The organism is Stenotrophomonas sp. STEN018, assembly GCF_056760235.1.
In genome coordinates this window covers 18,917-45,291 of the sequence record NZ_JBRREK010000038.1, presented here as the reverse complement: position 1 = coordinate 45,291, position 26,375 = coordinate 18,917, and the positions used below count along the sequence as shown (strand labels likewise).

The window sequence follows — 26,375 nt, the reverse complement described above, 5'->3', positions numbered from 1 at the left end:
CTGCTGTGCGAAGTTAGGCATGAAAGTTACCGATTTGATGCAGGCTGCCGACTGCGCTAGTTCAATCGCTGCATAACAAAGGGTATGAGCTGATTGTTCAGACCTTCCCTAGGCGAGGCCTGGGTTGGTGCTTGTGGGAGCGGCGTCAGCCGCGAAGCTGGTAATGCTTGGCTACCGATTGGTATGCAATCTGACGATGCTTTGAGCTTAGCGGCTTCGCCGCTCCCCTCTCCTGCCTTCGGCATCCTCTCCCGCAAGGGGAGAGGAGAAGATCAAAAGCCAAAAGCCAAAAGCAAAAGCCAAAAGCAAAAGCCAAAAGCAAAAGCAACCCAGCCAGCACACCCCGGGGGAGGTGCGGATGTGCTGGCCGGTTGCGGTCAGGCGTTGAAGTCCAACACCACGCGGCCTTCAATCGCACCTTCATGCATGCGCTTGAACACCTCGTTGATGTTCTCCAGCTTGTCGGTGCTCACCGTCGCCGCGACCTTGCCTTCGGCAGCGAACTGCAGCGATTCCTGCAGGTCCAGGCGGGTGCCGACGATCGAACCGCGCACGGTGATGCCATTGAGCACCATGCCGAAGATGTCCAGCGGGAAGTCACCCGGCGGCAGACCATTGAGCGACACCGTGCCGCCACGCCGCACCATGCCCAGCGCCTGCTCGAAGGCCTTGGGCGATACCGCCGTCACCAGGGCACCGTGTGCGCCGCCGATTTCCTTCTTCAGGAACGCGGCCGGATCAGTGTTGCGGGCATTGACGGTGATGCTGGCGCCCAGGCGCTTGGCCAGTGCCAGCTTGCTGTCGTCGATATCCACCGCCGCCACGTTCAAGCCCATCGCCTTGGCGTACTGCACCGCCATGTGGCCGAGGCCGCCGATACCTGAGATCGCCACCCAATCACCGGGCTTGGTGTCGGTGACCTTCAAGCCCTTGTAGACGGTAACGCCTGCGCACAGGATCGGTGCGATCTCGACGAAGCCCACTTCCTTGGGCAGCAGGCCGACGTAGTTGGCATTGGCCAGCGCGTACTCGGCGAAACCGCCGTTCACCGAATAGCCGCTGTTCTGCTGCGCTTCGCACAGGGTTTCCCAGCCGCCCAGACAGTGCTCGCAATAGCCGCAGGCCGAATACAGCCACGGAATGCCGACGCGGTCGCCTTCCTTGATGTGGGTAACGCCTGCACCCACCGCGACCACGTGACCGACGCCTTCGTGGCCGGGAATGAACGGGGGATTGGGCTTCACCGGCCAGTCGCCTTCGGCGGCGTGCAGGTCGGTGTGGCAGACGCCACAGGCCTCGATCTTGACCAGGATGTCGCCTGCGGCCGGACGCGGCACGGCTACTTCTTCAATCACCAACGGCTTGCCGAACGCGCGGACCACGGCCGCCTTCATCGTCTTGTCCATCAATGGATCTCCTTTGCGGGGGATAAGTCCAGCTTCGCGCCAAGCCTGGCCTGGCGCCTTGATCCAGATCACGCCCGGCCGGTGCCGACCGGGCGCATCCGGGCTTGGTTCAGAAGAAGCCCAGCTTTTTCGGCGAATAGCTGACCAGCAGGTTCTTGGTCTGCTGGTAGTGGTCGAGCATCATCTTGTGGTTCTCACGGCCGATGCCCGACTGCTTGTAGCCACCGAACGCCGCGTGTGCCGGATAGGCGTGGTAACAGTTGGTCCACACCCGCCCTGCCTGTATCGCACGACCCATGCGGTACAGGCGTGAAGCGTCGCGGCTCCACAGGCCGGCGCCGAGGCCGTACAAGGTGTCGTTGGCGATCTCCAGCGCTTCTTCCTCGGTCTTGAAGGTGGTAACCGACACCACCGGCCCGAAGATCTCTTCCTGGAACACGCGCATCTTGTTGTGGCCCTTGAACACCGTCGGCTTGACGTAGAAACCGTCAGCCAGATCGCCATCAAGCTGGTTCTGCTCGCCGCCGATCAGCACTTCGGCGCCTTCTGCCTTGCCGATCTCGATGTAGGACAGGATCTTCTGCAGCTGCTCCTGCGAGGCCTGCGCGCCGACCATGGTGTTCGGGTCGAGCGGGTTGCCCTGCTTGATCGCCGCCACCCGTGCCAACGCACGCTCCATGAACTTCTCGTAGATCGATTCCTGGATCAGCACCCGCGACGGACAGGTGCAGACCTCGCCCTGGTTGAAGGCGAACATCACGAAGCCTTCCACCGCCTTGTCGAGGAAATCATCGTCCTCGGCCATCACGTCGGCGAAGAAGATGTTCGGGGATTTGCCGCCCAGCTCCAACGTCACCGGGATCAGGTTCTGGCTGGCGTACTGCATGATCAGCCGGCCGGTGCTGGTCTCGCCAGTGAAGGCGATCTTGGCAATGCGCGGGCTGCTGGCCAGCGGCTTGCCCGCTTCCAGGCCGAAACCGTTGACGATGTTGAGCACGCCCGGCGGCAGCAGGTCGCCAATCACTTCCATCAACACCAGGATCGAGGCCGGGGTCTGTTCGGCCGGCTTCAACACCACGCAGTTGCCGGCGGCCAGTGCCGGGGCCACTTTCCACGCCGCCATCAGCAGCGGGAAGTTCCACGGGATGATCTGCCCGACCACGCCCAGCGGCTCGTGGAAGTGATAGGCGACGGTGTCGTTGTCGATCTGCGACAGGCTGCCTTCCTGCGCGCGCAGGGCACCGGCGAAGTAGCGGAAGTGATCGGCCATCAACGGCACATCGGCGTTGAGCGTCTCGCGGATCGGCTTGCCGTTGTCCCAGGTTTCGGCATGGGCGATCAGTTCAAGATTTTCCTCAATACGGTCGGCAATGCGGTTGAGGATGTTGGCGCGCTCGGTGGTGGAGCGCTTGCCCCAGGCGTCCTTGGCGGCGTGCGCGGCATCCAGCGCCAGCTCCACATCCTCGGCATTGGAGCGCGCCACCTGGGTGAACACCTTGCCGGTGATCGGCGTGGTGTTGTCGAAATATTGGCCACTGCGCGGGGCTACCCATTGGCCGCCGATGTAGTTGCCGTAGCGGGCTTTGAACAGGGACTGCGGATCGGTGGCATGCGGTTTGGCGGACAGAACTGCGTTCATCTGTGAAATCTCCGGTTCAGCGGTGTGTGGGCCGCGTGTGTGGCGGTGGCTACATCAGGCGCAAGAGCAATGCCAAGTTCCGCCTATTGCGTTGCGGCACGATGAAAACCCATTGGTTGCGGAGACTCTTTGGCAGATTTGCTGCACTGCGAAACGGCAGGTGATTGCAGCGCCCGCCCAGCTGTGGTGTTAATCGGAACAGTGGTTTGAACAGCTGTCGCAAAATGCGACACAGGAGCGGTCATGGCACTGGCACTGCAACATCGCGTGGGCAACGCCCGCCGCTCGTTCTTCGAGCGCGGCACCACGCCCGTGGGCACCGTGCCCGACAACATCCTGCAGTCATGGCGGCGTTGCCAACGCAGCGGCTTGCTGGTGGATGCCGAACCCGCCTTGGAACCCCTGCCAGGCCACAACCTGCGTGAGCTGCGCGAACGTCACGAACGCCTATGGCGGCTGGCGCGCGCTGAGCTCGACGGGCTGGCCACCCATACCGCCAGCACCGGCAGCATCGTACTGCTCACCGACGAAAGCGGCTGGATCCTCAATGCCGAGGGCAGCGCCGGCTTCCTCGACAAGGCCGGGCGCGTGGCCTTGATGCCGGGCGTGTGCTGGAGCGAATCGGCGGTCGGCACCAATGCCATCGGCACCGCGATCGTCGAAGGCCGCGCGGTGGAAGTGCGCGGCGGCGAACACTTCTACGCACCGCACGGCATCCTCAGCTGTTCGGCCATGCCCATCCATGATCCACACGGGCAGTTGGCCGGTGTGCTCGACATCAGCGGCCCGGCCAGCGTGCAGCAGATGCACGCGATGGGTCTGGCGCGGTTGGCCGCCAACCGCATCGAACATCGCTTCTTCGAGAACGGTATCAGCGACTGTGAGCTGCTGCGCCTGCACCACGACCGCACCTTGTTGGGCACCGCAGGCGAAGCCGTGCTCGGCTTCCGCAACGGCCGCCTGGTGGCAGCCAATGGCGTCGGCCTGCACCTGTTCGGCCTGGAACGTGGCGATATCGGCCGCGCTTCCTATGAAGCGTTGTTCGAGATGCCGCTGTCGCGGATGCGCGATGAAGGCATGTTGCAGGATCGCAGCGGTCGCTTGTTGCATGGCCAATTGGGTGCGCAAACACCCGCAGCGCGCACGCGGACGACCAGCGTAGCGCAAGCACTGGCGCGACCATTGCCAACCACCGTCGCCGCGCCTGCCGTGGTATTCGATACCAACCAGCGCGAACAGCTGTTGCGTGCCGGTCGCGTATTGGAAGCCGGCCTGCCGGTGCTACTGCAGGGCGAAACCGGCACTGGCAAGGAAGTGGCGGCGCGCGCGCTGCATGGGCAGGGCAGCCGCAGCAGCAAACCTTTCGTCGCGGTGAACTGCGCGGCCTTGCCGGAAGGCTTGATCGAAGCCGAACTGTTCGGTTACGAAGAAGGCGCCTTCACCGGTGCGCGCCGGCAAGGCAGTCAGGGCCTGCTGCGGCAGGCGCAGGGCGGCGTGTTGTTCCTTGATGAGATCGGCGACATGCCCTTGGCGCTGCAGCCACGCCTGCTGCGTGTACTGCAGGACCGCGAGCTGTCACCGCTGGGCGGCGGCAAACCGGTGAAGCTGGATTTCATGCTCGTCTGCGCCACCCACTGCGATCTGCAGCAGGCAATGGAGGAAGGCCGTTTCCGTTCCGATCTGTATTACCGCATTGCCGATCACGTGATGCGGCTGTCGCCGCTGCGTGAGGCGCACGACCGCGCACAGTTGCTGCAGGCGATGTGGCAGCCCTTGGCGCAAGGACGGGTGTTGAGTGTGGAGGCAGAGCATTCGTTGGTGGCCTATGACTGGCCGGGCAATCTGCGCCAGCTTGCGGCCTGTCTGCGCACCTTGGTGGCGTTGACCGAGCCGGGTGCGGTGATTGATATGGAGCTGCTGCCTGAGTATCTGCATCAGGCTGGGCGACGCGTTGCTGCTGCACCGGTGGTGGATGGCAGCTTGCAGGAACTGGCTTTGGATGTGATGCGACAGACCTTGGCCGCCTGCGATGGCAATGTGAGTCTGGCGGCGAAAAGGTTGGGGGTTAACCGCAGTACCTTGTATCGGCGCTTGAAGCTCTAAAGCTGAGCAACAGCAACAGCAACAGCAACAGCAACAGCACCCCTCCCCGGCCCGGCCCTCCCCTTCGCTACGCGAAAGGGAGGGAGTGGTTCCGGCAGCCTGCGGGATTCTGCGCAATTGCAGCTTCAGCCCCCTCCCTTTCGCGTAGCGAAGGGGAGGGTTGGGGAGGGGTCAGCTTTTGACGTTGACTTTGATCTGGAGCCAATCCCAAACCCCAATCAACCCGGCAACACCGCCGCAGCTCGCGCCAACGCCTCAATCCCCGCCCAATCACGCGCCTGCAACAGCTCGCGCGTGGTCAACCACGAACCACCCACGCACAGCACATTCGGCAGATGCAGGAACTGCGATGCGGTCTGCGCGCTGATGCCGCCGGTCGGGCAGAACCGCACGTCACCGAACGGACCATTCCAGGCCGACAACATCGCTGCGCCGCCCGCCTGCACGGCCGGGAAGAACTTGAACGTATCCAGCCCCTGCTCCAGGCCGCGCATCAGCTCGGACGAGGTCGCCACACCCGGCAGGAACGGCAGGTCGGTATCGCGTGCCGCTGCATACAGCGTGTCGGTAGCACCCGGCGATACCGCAAAGCGGCCGCCGACCGATTTCAGCTTCTCCATCTGCGACGGGGTCAGCACGGTGCCGGCACCGACCACCGCATCAGGCACCGCCTCGACCATGGCCTTGATCGCATCCATCGCGTTTGCGGTGCGCAAGGTCACCTCGATCACCGGCAGGCCGCCGTTGAACAAGGCCTGCGCCACCTGCACCGCATCGTCGACGTTGTCGGGAGTGAACACCGGAATCACCGGGGCCAGTTTGAGCACTGCGCGTACGCGCGGATCAGCGCCGGACATCGAATTTTCCTTCGCCCATCAGGGCCATGACGTCGGCCACGCCGACTGGGTTGAAATCACCGGGAATGGAATGCTTCAGGCAGCCAGCGGCCAGGCCGAAGCGGATCGTGGTCTCCGCATCCATGCCTTCGATCAGGCCATGCAGCACGCCGGCCGCGAACGCGTCGCCGCCACCAATGCGGTCGACGATATCGGTCAGCTCCTCGGCTGGTGCCAGAGCACGCGTGCCATCACGGCCCAGCAGCATCGCCCCCAGGGAATGGTGGCCGACGCTATGCGCGGTGCGCTGCGTGCAGGCCATGTACTGCAGGCGCGGGAAGGCCGCGAACGCCATTGCCGCCGCCGCATCGACGCGCGCCTGTGGCTCGGCCTGATTGAACTCGCCACCCAGCACCACGCCGATGTCGCGGTAGTCGGCAAACACGATATGCGCGCAGTCGAACAGGTCGCGCAGGATCGCCTTGGCGTCGCCGCCCCAGCGTTCCCACAGCTTGGGCCGGAAGTTGCCGTCGAAGGACACCTTGATGCCGCGCTCGTTGGCGGCGCGTGCAGCGGCCAGAGTCGCCTGTGCCGCTTCCATGCCCAGGGCAGGGCTGACCCCGGAAAGGTGCAGCCACTGCGCGCCGTGCAGCAGCGCGGGCCAGTCGTAACTATCGGCACGGGCTGTGGCGAACGCCGAGTCGGCGCGGTCATAGACCACTTCGCTGGGACGGTGGCCGGCACCGGTGGTCAGGAAGTACAGGCCCATGCGGCCGTCGCTGCGGCGTACGCGCGAGGTGTCCACGCCGTGGCGGCGCAGTTCGCCGGCCACCGCCGCACCCAGCGGGTTGTCGGCAACCACGCTGATCATCGCCACGTCATGGCCGAAATGCGCCAACGACACGCCGACATTGGCTTCGGCACCGCCGGCATGCACATCCAGCGTGGGCGACTGCAACAACAGCTGGTTACCGGGCGCACCCAGGCGCAGCAGCAGCTCACCAAAACAGACAACACGGGGGGAAATCATCGCCATTCCTGTCTCCTCGTCGATCGGCGCGCATCATGGCATGGTTGATTGACTATCGGTGTCATTCGGCCGCCGCTGTCCCCTCGCCTGCCTCCATAACCGTCCGCCAATGTCCCTAAGACAATGGTTTCCGCCCTGTTTGCTCCCTGTTGCAGTGCAAGATGCTCCCTCTTCACGCAGCTGCTACTTTCCGTTTTGACCAGCGGTGTCATCCAGCGAAAAGCATAAGCCGGAGCCACTGCATCGCATGCAAACCTTGGAGAGGGGAAGCACATGAATCCACGTAACTCGCAGAAAAAGACACCGGTTACCTTGCTCGCATTGGGGATCAGTTTGGCCCTGCAGGCAGGCGTTGCCATGGCCCAGGACGCGGCTGCGCCGGTCGCCGGTGATACCGCCGCGACCCAGCTGGATGCAGTGACCGTCACCGGCTACCGCGCCAGCGTGGAGAAGGCGCTGGACATCAAGCGCGGCGAAGCCGGCGTGGTGGATGCCATCGTCGCCGAGGACATCGGCAAGTTCCCCGACAGCAACCTGGCCGAGTCGTTGCAGCGCATTCCCGGCGTGGTGATCACCCGTGATGGCGGCGAAGGCCGCAACATCTCCGTGCGTGGTCTGGGCCCGGACTTCACCCGCGTGCGCATCAACGGCCTGGAAGCGCTGAGCACCGTCGGCAGCAGCGACGGCCAGGGCGGCACCAACCGTGGCCGTGGCTTCGACTTCAACGTATTCGCAGCGGACCTGTTCACCCAGCTGATCGCGCGCAAGACCGCATCGGCCGATGTGGAAGAAGGCTCGCTGGGCGCTACCGTCGACCTGCGCACCGCACGCCCGTTCGACTATGACGGCCTGACGATCGTCACCAATGTGCAGGCCTCGTACAACGACGCCTCGCAGTCGGCGATGCCGCGCTTTGCCGGTTTGATCTCCAACAGCTGGGCCGATGGCAAATTCGGTGCGCTGTTGTCGGTGGCCTATTCCGAGCGTGAGACGGTCGAAGAAGGCAGTGGCACCGTGCGTTGGGCTGGTGGCACCACCAATGGCGGCTTCAATGCGGCTTCGCCGTTCAAGGATGCGCTGAAGTCCGACGTGTATTCGCCGCGGTTCCCGCGCTACACGCTGATGGAGCATGACCAGAAGCGCCTGGGCGTGACCGGTGCGCTGCAGTTCAAGCCCGGCGACCGCACCACCTTCAGCCTGGATGCGCTGTACTCCAAGATCGACGCCAAGCGCGATGAGAAGTACATCGAGGCCAATGGCCTGAGTAAATCCGATGCACTGGGCAAGCGTGAGATCATCGTCAAGAACGGCGAAGTGCGTAATGGCGCGCTTGTCTACGCGGAAATGGACAACGTCGATATCCGTGCTGAAAACCGCCACGACGAGTGGACCACCGAGTTCTACCAGATCAGCCTGGACGGCGAACACCGCCTGACCGACAACTTCACCATCACCGGCAAGGTGGGTACCTCGCGCTCCAAGCACGAGAACCCGATCCAGGCCACCATCATGATGGACAAGCTCAACGTCAAAGGTTACAGCTACGACTACCGTGGCAACCCGAACAAGCCGGTCTTCAACTACGGCGTCAGCCCGACCGATCCCACCGGCTGGACGCTGTCCACCATCCGTCTTCGCGAAAACTATGTCACCAACGATTTCGACAACGGCCAGTTGGAGTTTTCGTGGGTGATCGGTCCGTCCTTCACGTTGGAAGGCGGCGTGCAGGCCAAGAACTTCAGCTTCGATTCGATGGAACGTCGCCGCGTCGGCAATGAAACCACCGTGCCGAACTTCAGCAATGGCAGCAAGATCGTGCCGGTCAACATGACCGAGCTGGCCAGTCTCAAGGGCATGTCGGGTTCGCCGGGCAAGTGGGTGGTGCCGAACTTCAACGGCATCGCCAACGAGTTCGATGTGCTCAGCGGCGAAGGCATCTATGCGCTGGTGGACTTCAATGCCAGCATCCGCAGCGTGCAGGAACAGGATCGCGGCGGTTGGTTGATGGGCAAGTTCGGTTTCGACATCGGCTCGATCCCGTTCAGCGGCAACATCGGCGCGCGCTACGTCAAGACCAAGCAGACCTCCAGCGGTATCGCCACCGCCAGCGGCACGCCGATCAGCACCACGGTCAGCCGTGAGTACAACGACTTCCTGCCGTCCTTGAACGTGGTGGCGGAAATCACCCCGGATTTCCTGATCCGCTTTGGTGCGGCCAAGGTGATGTCGCGTCCGGGTCTGGGCAGCCTGACCCCGGGTGTGGCTGTCAGCGTCAGCGGCAGTGCGCGCACGGTCAGTGGTGGCAATCCGGCGCTGGATCCGATCCGCGCCAAGACCGCCGATCTCGGCTTTGAGTGGTACTTCTCCGAAGGCGCGATGGTCGGCGTCGGCCTGTTCTACAAGGACATCGGGAGCTTCATCCAGCCAACCCGCGAAAGCCGTGTGTACTCGACCAGCGGCCTGCCGGCCAGCCTGCTCGACAACCTCAACGCCACGGTCGATGACGAGTTCGTGTTCAGCACCCCGGTCAACACTCCCGGTGGCGAGCTGACCGGTGTGGAGTTCAACTACACCCAGCCGTTCACCTTCCTGCCTGGCAAGTGGGCCAACTTCGGCACGCAGCTGAACTACACCTACGTCCAGTCGAAGATCCAGTATGTCACCGCCGGTGGCGTGATGGCGCAGAAAGACGACCTGACCGGCCTGTCGCGCAACGCGTGGAATGCCACCCTGTTCTACGAAGGTACGAGCTGGTCGGGTCGCGTGTCGGCGACCAACCGCGACGATTACCTGATCCAGGTGCCGGGCACCGAAGCCGGCTTCGACAGCAAGGGCCTGGGCGTGCATGGCCAGAGCGGCACAACCTTCATCGATGCGTCGATCCACTACCGCATCAGTGACCAGCTGGAAATCAGCCTGGAAGGCGCCAACCTGACCAACGAAGCGCAGGAATCCTGGGTGTCCAACCCGTCGGTATCGCTGCCGCTGGAGTACAGCGAGACCGGCCGCCAGTTCACCCTGGGCCTGCGTTACAAATTCTGATGCTGTGATGCCCCTCCCGGCGCCGCGCCGGGAGGGGGTTCTGATGGTGCGACGCAGAATGTGCAGACGCGTTGGCGTCGCTAACTTGGCCCACCGCATGCGACGTTGTACCTGCGCCGCACGCTACCAAGAGACGCACGATGCCTCCACGTTCCACCCGCCCAATGTTCCGCCCCTTGCTTCTGGCTTCTGCGCTGCTGCTGGCTCTCCCGGCAGCGGCGCAGGCTTCTTCGCCGCAGCTGTTGTTCCGTGTATCCGCGGACAAGGGCTTCATTGCCGACAGCGCGCAGGGCGAGGCAACCCCCAATTTCCAGGACAAGGTCGGCCTTGTCGATGACGGTGCACACGGCCGCGCCATCCAGTGGCAGGACGACGGTGTGCTGTCGTGGAATGCGCCCGGCAACATCCAAGCCGAGCGCGGCACCTTGTCGTTCTTCTGGCGCTCACGCTACGCGGTGGGCGAAACCCCGTTCGTGATCTTCCGCGTCGGCTATGCCGACCACAGCAGCTGGGACATGGCGTGGCTGCGCATCGACTGGAACGGGCATGGCTTTGATGCCTTCGTCACCGATGCCAATCTGGCTCGCACCCGCGTCTCCTTCAAGCTCGATAAAAATCCGTCGCCCGAGCAATGGCAGCACATCGCCTTCGCCTGGGACGAGGACAAGGGCGTAAAACTCTTTGTCGATGGTCGCGAGGTCGCCCAAGCAGCAACTACCGGCGATTACGACGCAGCACTGGACCAGCTCGGCCTCGCTGGCCGGGTGATGGCGCCGTACCAGGTGCAGAGCCGCTACAACTTCCTGCGTGGCAGCGACTTCGACGAGATCCGCGTCTACGACCGCATGCTCGATGGCGCCGGTGTTGCGGCACTCGCTCGCAATGCCGAGCCACGCAGTGGCGAAGTCAGTACCGCCTCGCAGCGCGCCTGGTGGCACCGTTATGGCTGGGAAGGCGCTGCACCACCAGCGTTGACGGCAGCAACGACGAGCATCCGCAAGGTCGAGTTCGCCGATGTAAAAGACAAGCTGCAATGGATGTGGAAAGGCACCGACGGCATCGCCGAAACCACCTGGCCCGGCGTCTACAACCGCTCGCGCCTGCCTGGCCGCAACGACTACATGCAGCTGCCGGACTGGAACACCTATGTCGAAGGTGGCCAGAAACTCGACCTGACGGTTCCCGAAGGCGAGCACATCAATCGTATCGAGATCCGCGGGGCCGCTTACGGTGAGCTGAAAGGCACGGCGGGGACCTTATTCAATCGTCCGCAAGGCGTGGTGCGCAGCGTCGACAGCTTCGCCGACCAGGTTGGCGGCACGCTGCACTTCCACAACACCGCGCAGGAAACCCCTATCCAGGAAATCTGGGGCTACCAGGTCAGCGACGCGGTCGAGCCGGACGGTACAGTCAAGCAGCGCTATCAGATCGACAGCAGCGTGTTGCCGGATTACACCAATATCGCCAGCCTGCGCGCCTACATCGACGGCCGCTTCGCGCCGGATGAGCGCAGCACGGTGATGGCGCTGCCCAAGGGTGCCGGCTCACGCAAGCGCGCTGCCACCAGCCTGCCAGCCAAGCCGATGCCGATCGTGCACGTGCTGGTTCCATCCGGCGTCGGCGATGCGCCGTCTGCGCAGCCGTTGATCCGCAGCTGGGCGCATAGCTGGGAGAACATGTACGACGGCCTGGATGGTGTGGCGATCGACATTCCCGCATTGGATCTGCCGGCCACGCATGATGGCGTGATTCCGTTGAACATCCGCATCAAGGACCCGATCTGGCCGGCACGCGACATGATCGACGTCTCGGTGTCGGTGAAGCCGGGCGAAGCGCGCACGCTGTGGCTGGACCTGCGTGACCGCATCCTCACTGCCGACAGCCTGTGGATCTCGGTGGCCTCGGCTGCGCCGGGTTTCAATGCGGCATCGCTGGACGGTGCCGAAGTGCGCCTGGTGTTCAAGGAGCGCAAGGAGGCGATCAAGCAGCACGTCGCCGACCGCTTCAATCAAGTGCGTGACAACTGGGGCTTCCTGGTTGAAGAACACACCACCTCCAAGCGGCAGCGGCTGTACTCACGCGTCTATGCCGATCTGAGTGATCTGCTGCGAGTCGATCCGGACCATGAACTGGGCCGCTTGTATTGGAATTACATCAGCTACAACAGCCAGGGCAAGCCGGCGTTCGAGCAACCGCAGGCGCCGAAGGGCGTGCCACTGTGGGCATTCCGTCAGGTCGAGGACCTGAAGCATGTGCGCCGCTTCATCGACTGGTGGATTGATAACCGCCAGGTCGCTTACGGCGATTTCGGCGGCGGCATTTCCGATGACTCGGATCTGGTCCAGCAGTGGCCGGGTCTGGCGTTGATGGGTGTCGAGCCCGAGCGCCTGAATACCTCGCTGACCGCGTTGTCTGACGCCGTCTACAAGAACGGCATGTTCTCCAACGGCCTGAGCACCATCGAGACTGATGAGCTGCACGCCTACGAGGAAGGCATCAATGCCAACAGCGCGATGCTTTACCTCAACTGGGGCGATCCGCTCACCGTCGAGCGCTTGATGGAGACGGTGAAGGCCTTCGACGAACGCATCATCCTGCGCAACCCGCAGGGCAACCTGCTGTTCTCCAGCAACTGGTTTGGTGGCAACAAGGTCTACCGCGAGCCGAACTGGCAGTGGCAAAAGCCATACTCGTTCCCTGCTTTGCACCCAGCCTTCCTGATTGGCGAATACAACGCCGATCCGACCGGCCGCAAGCTGGTTACCGGCTTGGCTGATGGTTATCTGGCCCACGCCTACAAGGACGACAAGGGCCGCTTCACCCTGCCCAACGAGATCAACTGGGCCACCGGCAAGACCCGCGGTGGTGAGTTGAATCAGGGTTCGGGCAGCGGCGATTTGATGCACACCTTCTGGGCCGCATGGCGCTGGAGTGGCGATGCCAAGTACCTGCAGGCATTGGACTACCGCGTTGTTCGCGGTGGGCCGGGCGTGCTGTCCAACCTGGGCGAGAACTACGTCGATGTGCTGGGCAGGCAGCAGGACTGGGGAAAGCAGTTGCTAGCCGATGCCGACAAGGGCGGCAGCGGTTTCGCTGCTATCAGTGCCTGGCAGCAGACCGGAGACAAGAAGTATCTGGAAGCACTGCACGCCGACGGCATCCAGGCCAAGGCGCAGCGCGAGTACATGAACACCGAAGGGCACTGGTGGAGTGATCGCGTCGAGGCTCCGAGTGAGTTCCTGCAGCGCCTGCGTCTGGGCGGCATCGGTCTGAAGCGCAACCAGAGCTGGCCTGGTCATACGGTGAGCTGGCAGTTCGCCCAGCCCAACGGTGCCGAGCAGGTCGCCTTGCTGGTGCATGCGCCGTCACGTGAGCGCTTCAAGGTGATCGCTTACAACCTGGGCAACACGCCGCTGGATGCGACCATGACCGGCTGGAACATCGCCGCCGGTACCTGGCGTGTGCGTAGCGGTGTGGATCGCGATGGTGACGATGTGATCGACGGCAAGGCGGAGGTGCGTGAGGTGCTACTGGAGAAGAGCACGAGCACGCAGCTGCGCTTTGCGCCGAGACAGAGCCAGATCTACGAGTTCGAGCTGGTCACGCCCGGCACACCGGTGGAGACGCGCGCGGATCTGGGCATTGGCCGTGGCGATCTGAAGTTCGACGGTGACCGCGTGCTGCTGACCGTGCACAGCCTGGGGCATGTAGGCACCGGTGCTGGTTACGCGGTGCTGGAGGATGCGCGTGGTCGTGAGCTTGCGCGGGTTGCGGTGCCTGCATTGGAAGCGCCGTTGGATCTTTCTCCGCGGACTACGACGGTGGAGTTGGTTATGCCGACTGGGTTCAAGCGTGAGGGAGCGAGTGTGCGGGTTGGCTTGGTTGGGGATGGGGCTGAGGTGACGAAGCTCAATAACCGCTTGCCGTTGCAGTGATTGTTCAAGCGCCTCTCCCGACGGGAGAGGCGCTTTGCTTGCGGTAGTGGGGGGGGGGGGGGGCGGACCCGGGGGGCAAGCAAGACAACGACACACCACAACCCCACCAGCCCACCACACGCAAGGGGGGCGGGGGGTGTGTGGGTTTGGGGTGCGGCCGCCCCCCCCCCTCCGCTCCCACTCCTCCCCCCTCTCCCCCCGCCCGCCCCGCCCCCCCCCCCCACTACAGGCATCGGTTGGATTGTCGGCTTCGCGGCTCACGCCGCTCCCACAAAACGCAGGGCCGATTACGCGTCCAAGCCCAATTCCCTGCACTCACGCGCATACCAGCGCGGAGCATCGTCAATCGGCTGGAACACGTGGCTGCGCTCCATCACCCGCTGGTAGACGTGCACCGAGATCGCAATCCGCTCTGCATCACTGTTACGCAGCGTATGAAATTCATCCGGTGGAATCAGGTTGCCAGCGCTGCCCTTGCAGCCACGCAGGCAATCACGCGGCGCGAACCGGTAACGCTCGCCATCGCGCTCCAGCATCCGGTACGGGGTGATGTCCAAGCTGCCCTGCCATACGCCTTCCACGCACCATAGGCCGTCGTGGTCATGCAATGGTGTGCCCTGCCCTGGCCCCCAGGTCATGGCGATGATGCTGTAGCCGTGCTGCGGGCTGCGGTAGATCTCGCGGCGCGCGTAATGGCCCTCTACCGAAGCGTGTACACAATCGGGCAGCACGATCTGTGGATCGTTTATGGCCTGCTCCAGCACGCGCTGTATCTGCGCAACGGTACTGTGAGTATCGGCGGCCTGCAGAGCGGCATCGATGCCACTCTGCAGTCGCTGTTGCCCGGAAAATTCGGGATGCGGCGATTGCAGTTTCATAACTGCAGTCTAGGCAAGGCAGGTAAAGATTCCGTTGAGGTTGCCCTGTCGCTGATTCAGAAAGTTCCACGTTGGATGAAAGGCACCTGCTGGTAGAGCCGTCGCTCGCCACTGCGCGGGTCATCTACCTGTCGGCTTTGTGCATCGAACAGCATCGTTTGTCTGCGCTCCAGGCCATAGCGCTGCCACTGCGGTAGACCAGCGTGATTCGGGTCGCCCAGGTGCGCAAAGGCAAGCAAGGCATCGCTCATCGTGTCTGCCAGTTGCTGCATCGCCGCGCTGCTGCCGGTGCGTGAGCCAGGCTGGGTGTTGTTGTTGAAAACCAGCGGGATATCCAGTGTGTGGAAGGCGCGCAATTTGGCGGCGTCGCCATCGCGGTCATAGCCATCCAGCTGATAGGCCCAGGTTGGTGCACCTTGACGGGCACGCGCCTCCAGTTCCTCCACCGCACCGCGCCAGGAACGGCCGGCGGTGGTGGCGGCGAAGAATACGTCCGACGGCGTGTAGTGCGGATACAGGCGGCGGTACTCGGTGATCACCACCGATGGCAGCAGATCCACGTATTGCTGGGCTTCGAGCTTGGCCGGCAATTCCTCCCAGCTCAGTTCGAAGTTCTTCGGATCGTTGCCGAGGAAGGCGCGGGTTTCGTCGTGGGTGTTGCCTATCACCATCGGGATTGACGCTGATTGCAGTGGTGCCTGCGGCCAGAACGGATGCACCGGCAGGTTGCGTGCGTCCAGCACCGGGCCGACGTAGAGGCCGCTGTTTTCCACGCGCGAGGGGTCGCGCACTTTCACAGCGTCCAGCAGCTGCTGCATCGGCATGCGCCGCAGTGCCTCGGGATCAGCCTTGAAGTGATCGAGCACCAGTTGCGCGCGTTGCGTGGCCGCACGCGGACCGGCGGCGGTGGCCTGCTGGCCGCTCATCGTCCAGGCGCGGTGGAACAGGCCCTTGGCCGCCGGCATCGCCATCAGCGTGGCGATCTTGGCGCCGCCACCGGATTGACCGAACACGGTGACGTTGTCGGCATCGCCGCCAAACTCGGCCGCGTGCTGGCGCAGCCACTGCAGTGCCTGGATCAGGTCGAGCTGGCCGACATTGCCGGAGTCGGCAAACGTATCGTTGCCGAGTTGGGCCAGGTAGAGATAGCCGAACAGATTGAGCCGGTGATTGACGGTCACCACCACCACGTCGCCGCGTCGGCTCAGGTTGCCGCCGCCGTACAACGGGTCGCTGCCGGAGCCGTTGTTGTAAGCGCCCCCGTGGATATAGAACAGGATCGGCCGCTTGCCGCCGTCGCGCAGCGCTGGTGTCCACACGTTGAGGTACAGGCAGTCTTCGCTGCCTGGGGCTTCGCTGCCGGTTTGTGGGGCGGCTGCGGCGTAGTCGAGGGCGTCGCGTATGCCGCGCCAGGAGTGTTCTTGTAGAGCGGATTGGAAGCGACGTGGGGCGGTGTCGGCACCGTAGGGGATGCCGCGGAATACGTGCGTGCCGTTTTCGGTCTGGCCGGCGAGGCGGCCGCTGCGGACGCGGGCGATGGGGCTGGTGAGGGTGTTGGCCCAGCTGGTGTTGCTGAAGCTGCCCAGGCTCGTTGCTGCGGCCAGCAGGGTGGTTTGCTGGAGGAAGCTGCGGCGGGCTGGGTTGTTGGGGTGCCGGGGCATGGTGGTTGTCTTTAATCAGGCGGTTGAGTGGTCAAGAGGCCTGGATGGTTCTGCCCCCTCTCCCCAACCCTTCCCCCGCGAGGGGAGAGGGGCTTTGGAGCGCTACCTCGGTTGAGTTGTCTGCGACGCCATCCAGCTCAGAGCCAGTTGTGGCCATGCGGCGGTGGTCAGTCCGGTCGTGCCGCGTGTACCGAAGCCGTGGCCGCCGTGTGGGAACAGATGCATTTCGCTGCTGACCTTTGCGCTGCGCAGGCTGTCGTAGAACAGCAGGCTGTTGCCTACCGGCACTGCGTCGTCGTCAGCTGCATGCAGCAGGAAGGTTGGCGGTGTATCGACGCGCACCTGCAGTTGCATGGAGTAGTGCTGCAGCAGCTCATCGCCGGGCGCACTGCGGAGTAACCGTGCGCGCGAGCCTGCATGTGCATCGGCCCCCAACATGGTGATGACCGGGTAGATCAGCAGCTGGAAGTCCGGGCGTGCGCTTTCGTCATCAATCGCATCGTTGTGCGGATAGACCATGCGGTCAAAACCATTGCCCAGGCGCGCGGCCAGATGCCCGCCGGCAGAGAAGCCCATCGTGCCGATGTGCTGCGGGTCCACGTCCCATTCGCTGGCGCGGTGACGGATCAGCCGCAGTGCACGCTGCGCATCGGCCAGCGCCGCTTCACGGTCGGCGCGGCCTTCGCCGGGCAGCCGGTAGCGCAGTACGAACAGGGTCACCCCGCCCTGTTCCACCAGGGCCGGCACCAGTGCCGTGCCTTCCTTGTCCAGCACGACGCGTTGATAGCCGCCGCCGGGGATTACCAGCAAGGCGCTCCCATTGGGCTTGGTTGGACGATAGGCCACCAGATAGGGCGCGCTGACATGCTCGATATAGCGGTCTGGCAGCGCCGGATCGCTGCTGCGTTCGACGATGCGCTGCGCCTGCGACAGCGGCTTGTCCCCCGGTGCCATACCCTGCGGCCATAGCGCGATACGGTCGGCCGCCGCCGCCGCGGGTTCACCATCAATGGCGGCCAACGCGGTTGCCGGAAGCAATCCTATAAAAGCGGCGAAAGCCAGCTGCAGCAATGGTTTCAATCGAATCATGAGCGTAGCGGTCAGGTCTTGGCTGAGGGCGTGGTACAGGTTCTGGTGCAGTGCACATTGTCAGATGACACCGGTTTACCTTATACAGCCAGTCACGGCACTGTCGATGGGCAGTGCAGCAAAGTCACCAGGAGAGTCACTTGAGCAACGACCAAGGCAGCCAGCCGCAGGCGCCAGCCGCGCTGGACGAGATTGCCCGCACTTTTGTGGAAGCACGCCGCGATGGCCGCTCGCTTCCGGATTTCCCCGGTGCGATCCCGGACGACCTGGTCACCGCCTATCAGGTGCAGGATCTGGCGATCGATCGCTGGGATGACAGTGTGGTCGGCTGGAAGGTGGGCTATATCGCCGCCGAACGCCGCGACAGCTCTGGCGACGACCGCCTGCTCGGCCCGATCTTCAAGCGTAATCTCTGGAATGCTACCGGTAGCATCGTGGAGATCCCGGTATTTGCGGCCGCAGGCGGCTTTGCCGCGGTGGAAGCCGAGTACGTGCTGGAACTGCTGGCCGATGCGCCGGCCGACAAGCTCGACTGGACCCCGGAAGAAGCCGAGGCACTGCCGGCCAAGCTCTATATCGGCGTGGAAGTGGCCAGCAGCCCGCTGAAAACCATCAATGTGCTGGGCCCGCGCGTGGTGGTATCCGATTTCGGCAACAACAACGGCCTGGTGCTGGGTGGCGAAGTCCCGAACTGGACCCGCTGCGACGAGCCGGAACTGCGTGCGCAGACCGAGATCGATGGCGTCGTGGTCGGCACCGGTGGCGCCACCACCCTGCCCGGCGGCCTGCGTGCGGCCTATGCCTTCGCGCTGTCGCGTTCGGCCAAGCGTGGCCGGCCGTTGAAGAAGGGCGAGCTGATCGCTACCGGCAATGCCACTGGCATCCACGACATCACCGTGGGCCAACAGGCATTGATTCGCTTCGCCGGTTACGGCGACATTTCCTGCAAGGCTGTGCCGGCCGGGTAATCCCGGCAGCCACGGTAGCAACGCGTTGGAGGGCGCTATGGTTACTCGAAGAGGCTTTCTCAAAACCAGCATGGGGGCATTGGCCGTTCCGGTACTCGCCGCCTGTTCTGGCGGCGGCAAGGGTGCGGCCGCTGGCAGTCAGCTGCTGACCGCTACCGATGTACACGTGGCCGATTACCCGACGGTCACCGCGGTTAAGTGGATCGGCGAACAGCTGCTGCGCGAAACCGGCGGCCGTCTGGGCTTGAACCAGTTCCACTCCGGCCAGCTCGGCCGCGAGTCCGAGGCGATCGACATGGCACGCTTCGGCGCCATCGACATCACCCGCGTTTACTCTGGCGCGCTCAACAACGCGTTTCCGCTGACCCGCGCGCTGTGCCTGCCGTATGTGTTCGACTCGGTCGCGCATATGCGACGCGCGCTGGATGGCGGTATCGCCGATGCGGTGTTGCAGGGCTTTGAAACCCGTGAGCTGGTCGGTCTGGCGGTCTATGACTCCGGTGCGCGCAGCTTCTACAACACCAAGCACCCGATCGTCACGCCCAAGGACCTGCACGGGCTGAAGCTGCGCGTGGCCAGCTCGGACATCTTCCTGCAGCTGATGCGCCTGTTCGGCGCCAATCCCACGCCGATGTCGCTGGGCGACACGTTCTCCGGCATGGAGACGCACATGATCGACGGCGCCGAGAACAACATGCGAAGCTTCCATTCCAGCCGTCATTTCGAGGCCGCGCATTACTGGTCGGAAAGCCAGCACTCGTATGCGCCGGACATCCTGCTGATGTCGCGCCGCAGCCTGGATGCGCTGACGCCATCAGATCGTCGCCTGCTGATCGATCTGGCGCGGCAATCGGTGCAGGTGATGCGCACCGCATGGGACGCATCCGAAGACAAGGCCCGCGCCGCAGTACTGGCGGCCGGGGTGAAGTTCAACGCGGTCGATATGCCGGCGTTCCGCGCAGCCGCCGAGCCGCTGCTGCGTGACTACCTGCAGCAGGCCGATATCGCCGCGCTGCACCGTCGCATCCGCGACTTCGCCTGAGGGGGCCGTACCGATGTCCGATTCCAACGTACAAACGGGCCCGGCAGGTTTCCAGCGCGTGCTGGAGAAAGTTGCCGACGTGGTCATCTACATCGCCGTCACCGCCCTGCTCGGGCTGGTGGTGGTGCAGGGCTGGCAGGTCTTCGCCCGCTATGTGATCAATGATTCGCCGAGCTGGACCGAGCCGGTCACGCTGTTGCTGCTGAGCACCACGATGAGCATGGGTGCGGCCGCCGGTGTGTATACCAACCGCCACTTTGGCTTCTTCCTGCTGGCCGAGCAGATGCATCCGCTGGTCAAGCGATTGATCGATGCGCTGGTACCGCTGATTGTCGGCACCATCGGCGGCTTCCTCGCCTGGTGGGGTTGGGTGCTGTGGCTGGACGGCCTGCACATCAAGACCGCCGGTGCCAACCTGCCGCAGAGCGTGAACTACCTGCCGTTGAGCATCGGTGGTGCACTGATGGCGGTGTTCGCGCTCAATCGCCTGCTGTTGTCGCTGCGCGCAGGCGCCGGCAAGACCGCCAACGCTGCTGAAGGGGACCGCTGAGTCATGGGTATCGCTATTCTTTTCCTGGTGTTCGGCGTGCTGTTGTTGATCGGCGTGCCGGTGGCCTATGCCTTGGCTGCGGCTGCGCTGGCCACCTTGCTGTACCTGGATATTCCCAGCATCGTACTGGTCCAGCAGATTTCCGCCGGTACCGGCTCGGCCTCGCTGATCGCCATTCCGCTTTTCATCTTTGCCGGTGAAATCATGATGCGCGGCGGTATTTCCGAGCGCTTGATCTCGCTGGCGTCATCGCTGGTCGGGCGCATGCGCGGTGGCCTTGGCCAGGTCTCGATCCTGTCCTCGCTGTTCTTCGGCGGCGTGTCGGGTTCGGCAATTGCCGACGTCTCGGCGGTTGGTGGCACGATGATTCCGCAGATGGTCAAGCGCGGTTATGACCGTGACTTCGCGGTCAACGTCAGCATCACCGCCGCCTTGGTGGCGTTGCTGGTGCCGCCCTCGCATAACCTGATCCTGTTCTCGGCCGCGGCCGGTGGTGGCCTGTCCATTGCCGATCTGTTCGCCGCAGGCATCGTGCCGGCCTTGTTGATGACGCTGGTGCTGATGATCACCGGTTATGTGGTCGCGCGTCGTCGCGGTTACGGCGTGGAAGCCTTCCCGGGCTGGCGCGCGGTGCTGCTGCGGCTGGTTGCCGCCCTGCCCGGCCTCGGCCTGGTCGGCCTGATCTTCTTCGGTATCCGCGCCGGCATCTTCACCGCGGTGGAATCAGCTGCAATCGCCGTGGTCTACGCCTTGCTGGTGACCACCGTGCTGTACCGCCAGCTGCGCATCAAGGAGTTCTTCGAGACCGTCATCCACGCGGCGCGCAGCACCGGTGTGATCCTGTTCGTGATCGCCACCGCTGCGGTGTTCGGCTGGTTGCTGGCCTACCTGCAGGTACCAGCAGCGGCGGTGGACTTCCTGCAGTCCTTCGCCCACAGCAAGTACATGGTGCTGCTGATGATCGTGGTGATGCTGCTGTTGCTGGGCACCTTCATGGATCTGGCGCCGATGATCCTGATCTGCACACCGATCTTCCTGCCGGTGGCCAAGGCCTATGGCATCGACCCGATCCACTTCGGCCTGGTGCTGGTGCTGACTGGTGGCTTGGGTCTGGTCACGCCGCCAGTGGGCTCGGTGCTGTTCATCGGCACCGCCATCGGCAAGATCAGCGTCGGCGAAAGCATGAAGACCATCTGGCCGTTCTGGATGGCAGGGCTGGCGGTGTTGCTGATTGTGACCTTCTTCCCCGAACTGTCGCTGTGGCTGCCAGCACTGTTGCGCAGCTGATGCGCACCGCTGGGCAGGCCAGCGCCTGCCCAGCGGTGGCGGATGTAACCAGGGAATGCTGCTGAGGCCAGCTGCGAGGTATGGCGGCCTGCCCTGCCCTGCCGGCAGCGCATGTGCAGCGGTAGCAGCTGGATTGTCTGGGTTGGGGCTGCGGTAAGGACGCCGGCCAACGGCTTGCGTATCCTGTTCAGATGGAAGTCCCCGGCTGGCATCACAATGTGGCGGGGACTTCGTTGCGCTGAGGCCGGCCATGGCCAGCGCGGTTCGCCCGCTTCGTTACCGCGCCGTGGTTTGAGTGCGGCCCGATAGAATGTTCGTATTGAACGGTTTCAAGGAGTTTCCTTGCGCAAGAATGCCGATGTCGCCGCCACGCCCAAAGCGCTGGGACGGCCTGCCACCATCAACGACATCGCGCGTTTGTCGGGGGTTTCCAAGAAGACGGTCTCGCGGATCATCAACAACTCGCCGCTGGTGCGCAAAGACACCCGCGACAAGGTTGAAGCGCTGATGCGCGAAGTCGGCTACACGCCCGATCCGCTGGCGCGTGGGCTGGCGTTCCGGCGCTCGTTCCTGATCGGCATGGTCTACGACAACCCCACCGCGCAATACGTGGTGGACATGCAGAACGGTGCGCTGGACGCGCTGCGCGGTTCCACCTTCGAGCTGGTGGTGCACCCTTGCGACACCCGCAGCCCTGGCTATATCGAGGGCGTGAAGCGCTTCGTGCAGCAGCAGAAGCTGCACGGGGTGATCCTGGTGCCGCGTGCCTCCGAGGACCAGGCACTGGCCGACATGCTGGATGAGATCGGCTGCCGCTTCACCCGCATCGCCGCGCTGCCGCTGGATGAAACCTCGCAGATGGTGATCACCCATGACCGCGACGGCGCTGCCGAAGCGGCCGATTATCTGCTGTCGCTGGGCCATCGCGACATCGCCCTGATCACCGGCCCCACCGCCTACCGCTCCGCGCACGAGCGCACCGCTGGTTTCCTTGAGGCATTGGAGCGGCGCGGCATCGAGCTGCCGCCGGCACGCATCATCGAGGCCGGCTACACCTTCGAATCGGGTGTGGCCGCGGCCGAGAAGCTGTTGCTGGGCAAGCAGCGCCCGACCGCCATCTTCACCGGTAACGATGAAATGGCCGCCGGCGTCTACAAGGTGGCGATGCGTGCCGGCATCAGCATTCCACGCGAGTTGTCGATCGTCGGTTACGACGACAGTCCGCTGGCCTCACGGCTGTGGCCATCGCTGACTTCGGTACGCCGCAACACCCGTGACACCGGGAGAACAGCGGCCGCGATGCTGATCCAGCCCGAGGGCAAGACGGCCATGCCGATGGCCAGCGTGCGCCCGCATCTGATCGTGCGCGATTCCTGCCAGCCGCCGCAGGACTGATTCGTTCCAAGTTTTTGTTTTAAAAAGGTAATTGCTTATCTTGCAGTGCAAAATGACACCGGTTTCCATAATTGGCTAGAATCGCCCGGCAGGCCCGCGGATTGCAGCGGCGGGCCACTGGACAGATGCGCTGACCGGGATCGACCCGGCGCCATCGCCCCGCTCCGGCACCCGCCGCCGGCAGCACTACCGAACTACCGCTCTGGGAGAGGAACAGCATGACGAATCCATTCAGTCTCGAAGGCAAGGTTGCCCTGGTAACCGGTGCCAATACCGGCCTGGGCCAGGGCATCGCGCTGGCGCTGGCCGCCGCCGGTGCCGACATTGCCGGCGCCGGCATCGTCCCGGCCGACGAGACCGCCGAGAAGGTGCGCGCGCTGGGCCGCCGCTTCCTCAACATCGAAGCCAACCTGATCAGCATCGAGCCGGTTGAGCGCGTGGTTGCTGAAACGATTGCTGGCTTGGGCCGCATCGACATCCTGGTCAACAACGCCGGCCTGATCCGCCGTGCCGACGCGGTGGATTTCAGCGAGAAGGATTGGGACGACGTGATGAACGTCAACATCAAGTCCGCGTTCTTCATGAGCCAGGCTGCAGGCAAGCAGTTCATCGCCCAGGGCAGCGGCAAGATCATCAACATCGCCTCGATGCTGTCCTTCCAGGGCGGCGTGCGGGTGCCGTCGTACACCGCCTCCAAGAGCGGCATTGCTGGCATCACCCGTCTGCTGGCCAATGAGTGGGCCGGCAAGGGCGTGACCATCAACGCCATCGCCCCGGGTTACATGGCCACCGACAACACCGCGCAGCTGCGTGCTGATGAAGACCGCAACAAGGCAATCCTGGAGCGCATCCCGGCCGGCCGCTGGGGCAAGCCGGAAGACCTGGGCGGCACTGCGGTGTTCCTGGCGTCGAGCGCGTCGGATTACGTCAACGGCGCGATCATTCCGGTGGATGGTGGTTGGTTGGCGCGCTAAGGATTGAAGGTGGTGAAGCGGAAGCTGAAAGGCAGGTACGAAGCGTAAAGCTGAAAAGCCAGAAGCGCCCTCACCCCTACCCCTCTCCCGCATGCGGGAGAGGGGAAAGCAACAACCAAAGCCAAAGCCAAAGCAGTAGCCAAAGCAACAGCCAAAGCCAAAGCAAAGGCTGAAGCAAAGGCTGAAGCAAAAGCAAAAGCAAAAGCAAAGGCTGAAGCAAAAGCAAAGGCAATGATCAAAGCAGCAGCGAGTGGCGGCAGCCAACCAGCAGTCGCTAGCAGCACAGGTTTCCCTTCTCCCGCTTGCAGGAGAAGGTGCCCCGAAGGGGCGGATGAGGGGAGCTCTTGCTTCTGCACTTGCTTCCACCCCATCAACAACAACGTTTCCCCTAATTGAGAGTCACGCAATGAAAATCGCATTGATGCAGGAGTTCAGCCAGGCCGCCAAGAACCCGGTGGTGCTGGAGCAGCTCAACACCGTCGCCGCTGCACAGGGCCACGACGTGTTCAACGTTGGCATGGATGGTGACAATGATCACCGCCTGACCTACATCCACCTCGGCATCTGCGCTGCGCTGCTGCTCAACGCCAAGGCCGTGGACTTCGTGGTTGCCGGCTGTGGCACCGGGCAGGGCGCGATGATGTCGCTCAACGCATGGCCGGGCGTGTTCTGCGGCTACTGCATCGAGCCGACCGATGCCTTCCTGTTCGCCCAGGTCAACAGCGGCAACGCGCTGGCACTGCCGTTCGCCAAGGGCTTCGGCTGGGGCGCGGAAATCAACATCCGCTACATCTTCGAGAAGGCATTTGCCGGTGAGCGCGGCCAGGGTTACCCGGCCGAGCGCAAGGAATCGCAGATGGCCAATGCCGGCATCCTGGCGCAGCTGAAGCAGGGCGCGTCCAAGGACTTCGTCGAAGGCCTGAAGGCCATTGACCAGGAACTGGTAAAGCAGGCCGTCGGCGGCGAGCGCTTCCAGAAGGCATTCTTCGACAACGCGCAGGACGACAACATCGTCGCCTACGTGAAGAGCGTGCTGGGCAAGTAAGCTCACGCATGCGGTAGCGCCCTTGCGGGCAGACAAGGGCGCCTACGGGCGCCTTTGTTGTTTGTGGATACCGATGCACCCAACGACACATTCGTAATGTTGAATACCAGCCCTTCTCCCCTTGCGGGAGAAGGTGCCCGAAGGGCGGAAGAGGGGAGGCGTGCACCGCACGCGCGCTTCTTGGTGCTGGAACTCATCAAGCCAGCGATCTTCGATCGCGTCTCCTCTCCCCAACCCCGCTCCACAAGGGGAAAGGGGCTTCAAGGCGAACAGCAAAGCATGAAGACCTCAGCTTTTTTCCTCATCCTCCTAAGCGCTTTCTTTGCCAGCGCCCACGCCAACGAACCCACCCACCGCATCTTCATAGCTGCAGACTCTACCGCCGCCAGCTATGGCCCGGAACGCGCGCCACAAGCCGGTTGGGGCCAGGTGTTGCAGAGCTGGCTCGACGACAGTCAATGGCAGGTACGCAATCATGCGGTCGGGGGCCGCAGCACCCGCAGCTTCATCAACGAAGGGCGCCTGGATGCAATCGGGAAGGAACTGCAGCCAGGTGATGTGCTGCTGATCCAGTTCGGCCACAACGATGCAAAGCAGGAAGATCCAACGCGCTACACCGATCCAGACAGCGACTATCAACAATTCCTCTCGCGCTACATCGCCGCTGCACGTGCGAAAGGCGCGACGCCAATCCTGATCACACCCGTCGCGCGTCTGCTCTACGACTTCGGCGCGCTGCTGGATACGCACGGCCGCTACACGCAGGCGATGAAGCACGTCGCCGCAGAACAAAATGTGCAGCTGATCGATCTCAACGCAAGTTCGATGGCGTGGATACGGGCGCTGGGCGAGCAGGGCGCCAAGCCGTACTTCATGTTCGTGCCCGAGCAGAACAAAGCCGACAGCACTCACTTCAGCGTTGCCGGCGCAACGGCGGTTGCTTGCCAGGTGATGCGCGGCTGGGTGCAGATCGCGCCGCAGATGAAGCCCACACTCAAGCGCGATATCGACTGCGGTGCGATAGGCGTGGGGCAGGGCGCTGCGCCTTCCACATCAAGCGCGGCGCTACCTGTTGTTGCCACACCAAAACAGGATGCAGGCAACCCGCACGGCTCACAGGTCATCCGCGAACAGGACATCGGCCGGCAACAACCCGGCCCGCACGGTGGTGCAGGTCCAACCACCGCCTACTCGTTCTTTGCCGAGGTAAGCGATCTGCCCTTCGTCATGCGCAAGCGCGTACTACATAAGGGCGCCGGCATCGGCCTGCATCCGCAGCACAAGGATGAGATCTATTACATCGTCAGCGGCCGCGGTCTGTACGTGCTGGACGGCAAACAGTACGACGTCGCTCCAGGCCATGCCTTGCTTACCCGCAGCGGCAGCAGCCATGCCCTGCAACAGACGGGTGAAGATGATCTGGTGGTGATGCTGGCGTATCCGGCGACGCGTTGATTGCGCAGGTTGGGAGCCCCACCCGGCCCGCCGCAACGGT

19 protein-coding genes are annotated in these 26,375 nt (G+C 63.6%); 11 read left to right on the top strand and 8 right to left on the bottom strand.

Annotated elements, in window-relative coordinates; all coding sequences use genetic code 11:
- Positions 1-377 precede the first annotated feature (377 nt).
- On the bottom strand, positions 378-1,406 hold the full coding sequence (gene adhP / locus ACVOMB_RS14745) for an alcohol dehydrogenase AdhP (protein WP_481531874.1): 1,029 nt from the start codon (positions 1,404-1,406) through the stop codon (positions 378-380).
- A 109-nt stretch (positions 1,407-1,515) separates the two neighbouring features.
- Positions 1,516-3,045, bottom strand: a complete 1,530-nt coding sequence (gene adh, locus ACVOMB_RS14740) for an aldehyde dehydrogenase (protein ID WP_481531873.1) — start codon at positions 3,043-3,045, stop codon at positions 1,516-1,518.
- A 243-nt stretch (positions 3,046-3,288) separates the two neighbouring features.
- On the opposite strand from adh, the gene ACVOMB_RS14735 reads away from it, so the two are divergent.
- Complete coding sequence (locus ACVOMB_RS14735) at positions 3,289-5,148, top strand: sigma-54-dependent Fis family transcriptional regulator (protein WP_481531872.1); 1,860 nt, start codon at positions 3,289-3,291, stop codon at positions 5,146-5,148.
- 218 nt (positions 5,149-5,366) lie between these two features.
- Here the strand turns inward: ACVOMB_RS14735 and eda are convergent, their stop codons facing one another.
- Both eda and ACVOMB_RS14725 read right to left on the bottom strand, forming a co-directional pair.
- On the bottom strand, positions 5,367-6,005 hold the full coding sequence (gene eda / locus ACVOMB_RS14730; RefSeq protein ID WP_481531871.1) for a bifunctional 4-hydroxy-2-oxoglutarate aldolase/2-dehydro-3-deoxy-phosphogluconate aldolase: 639 nt from the start codon (positions 6,003-6,005) through the stop codon (positions 5,367-5,369).
- Positions 5,992-7,014, bottom strand: coding sequence for a sugar kinase (locus ACVOMB_RS14725; RefSeq protein WP_481531870.1), 1,023 nt, complete (start codon positions 7,012-7,014; stop codon positions 5,992-5,994). Before ACVOMB_RS14725 ends, eda begins: the two co-directional genes overlap by 14 nt.
- Positions 7,015-7,287: 273 nt before the next feature.
- Between ACVOMB_RS14725 and ACVOMB_RS14720 the strand changes: the two genes are divergently transcribed.
- Together ACVOMB_RS14720 and ACVOMB_RS14715 are read left to right on the top strand one after the other, a co-directional pair.
- Positions 7,288-10,056, top strand: coding sequence for a TonB-dependent receptor (locus ACVOMB_RS14720; RefSeq protein WP_481531869.1), 2,769 nt, complete (start codon positions 7,288-7,290; stop codon positions 10,054-10,056).
- 140 nt (positions 10,057-10,196) lie between these two features.
- Positions 10,197-13,991 (top strand): LamG-like jellyroll fold domain-containing protein, encoded by a 3,795-nt coding sequence (locus ACVOMB_RS14715; RefSeq protein ID WP_481531868.1) that lies wholly within the window; start codon positions 10,197-10,199, stop codon positions 13,989-13,991.
- Positions 13,992-14,278: 287 nt separating this feature from the next.
- Here the strand turns inward: ACVOMB_RS14715 and ACVOMB_RS14710 are convergent, their stop codons facing one another.
- From ACVOMB_RS14710 to ACVOMB_RS14700, 3 genes are all read right to left on the bottom strand, one after another.
- Complete coding sequence (locus ACVOMB_RS14710; RefSeq protein WP_481531867.1) at positions 14,279-14,869, bottom strand: cysteine dioxygenase family protein; 591 nt, start codon at positions 14,867-14,869, stop codon at positions 14,279-14,281.
- 56 nt (positions 14,870-14,925) lie between these two features.
- On the bottom strand, positions 14,926-16,530 hold the full coding sequence (locus ACVOMB_RS14705) for a carboxylesterase/lipase family protein (protein ID WP_481531866.1): 1,605 nt from the start codon (positions 16,528-16,530) through the stop codon (positions 14,926-14,928).
- Between the two features lie 102 nt (positions 16,531-16,632).
- Complete coding sequence (locus ACVOMB_RS14700; protein WP_481531865.1) at positions 16,633-17,619, bottom strand: alpha/beta hydrolase; 987 nt, start codon at positions 17,617-17,619, stop codon at positions 16,633-16,635.
- A 140-nt stretch (positions 17,620-17,759) separates the two neighbouring features.
- On the opposite strand from ACVOMB_RS14700, the gene ACVOMB_RS14695 reads away from it, so the two are divergent.
- The 6 genes from ACVOMB_RS14695 to kduD all read left to right on the top strand — a co-directional run bounded on the left by ACVOMB_RS14695 (position 17,760) and on the right by kduD (position 23,835).
- On the top strand, positions 17,760-18,587 hold the full coding sequence (locus tag ACVOMB_RS14695; protein WP_481531864.1) for a 2-keto-4-pentenoate hydratase: 828 nt from the start codon (positions 17,760-17,762) through the stop codon (positions 18,585-18,587).
- A gap of 37 nt (positions 18,588-18,624) precedes the next feature.
- Complete coding sequence (locus ACVOMB_RS14690; protein ID WP_481531863.1) at positions 18,625-19,629, top strand: TRAP transporter substrate-binding protein; 1,005 nt, start codon at positions 18,625-18,627, stop codon at positions 19,627-19,629.
- A 13-nt stretch (positions 19,630-19,642) separates the two neighbouring features.
- Positions 19,643-20,179, top strand: a complete 537-nt coding sequence (locus tag ACVOMB_RS14685; protein WP_481531862.1) for a TRAP transporter small permease — start codon at positions 19,643-19,645, stop codon at positions 20,177-20,179.
- A 3-nt stretch (positions 20,180-20,182) separates the two neighbouring features.
- Positions 20,183-21,466: a TRAP transporter large permease gene (locus ACVOMB_RS14680; RefSeq protein ID WP_481531861.1), complete on the top strand. Its 1,284-nt coding sequence runs from the start codon at positions 20,183-20,185 to the stop codon at positions 21,464-21,466.
- Positions 21,467-21,808: 342 nt separating this feature from the next.
- Complete coding sequence (locus ACVOMB_RS14675) at positions 21,809-22,861, top strand: LacI family DNA-binding transcriptional regulator (protein ID WP_481531860.1); 1,053 nt, start codon at positions 21,809-21,811, stop codon at positions 22,859-22,861.
- A 218-nt stretch (positions 22,862-23,079) separates the two neighbouring features.
- Positions 23,080-23,835, top strand: coding sequence for a 2-dehydro-3-deoxy-D-gluconate 5-dehydrogenase KduD (kduD, locus tag ACVOMB_RS14670; protein WP_481531859.1), 756 nt, complete (start codon positions 23,080-23,082; stop codon positions 23,833-23,835).
- Here the strand turns inward: kduD and ACVOMB_RS14665 are convergent.
- Positions 23,832-24,254, bottom strand: coding sequence for a hypothetical protein (locus ACVOMB_RS14665; protein ID WP_481531858.1), 423 nt, complete (start codon positions 24,252-24,254; stop codon positions 23,832-23,834). The two genes, kduD and ACVOMB_RS14665, sit on opposite strands and share 4 nt — an antisense overlap.
- Here ACVOMB_RS14665 and ACVOMB_RS14660 point away from each other — a divergent pair.
- Both ACVOMB_RS14660 and ACVOMB_RS14655 read left to right on the top strand, forming a co-directional pair.
- The gene (locus tag ACVOMB_RS14660) at positions 24,242-24,880 is read left to right on the top strand and encodes an RpiB/LacA/LacB family sugar-phosphate isomerase (RefSeq protein ID WP_481531857.1); all 639 of its coding nucleotides are present in this window, start codon (positions 24,242-24,244) and stop codon (positions 24,878-24,880) included. The genes ACVOMB_RS14665 and ACVOMB_RS14660 overlap by 13 nt on opposite strands.
- Before the next feature lie 279 nt (positions 24,881-25,159).
- Positions 25,160-26,335, top strand: a complete 1,176-nt coding sequence (locus ACVOMB_RS14655) for a GDSL-type esterase/lipase family protein (protein ID WP_481531856.1) — start codon at positions 25,160-25,162, stop codon at positions 26,333-26,335.
- The last annotated feature ends 40 nt before the right edge of the window (positions 26,336-26,375 follow it).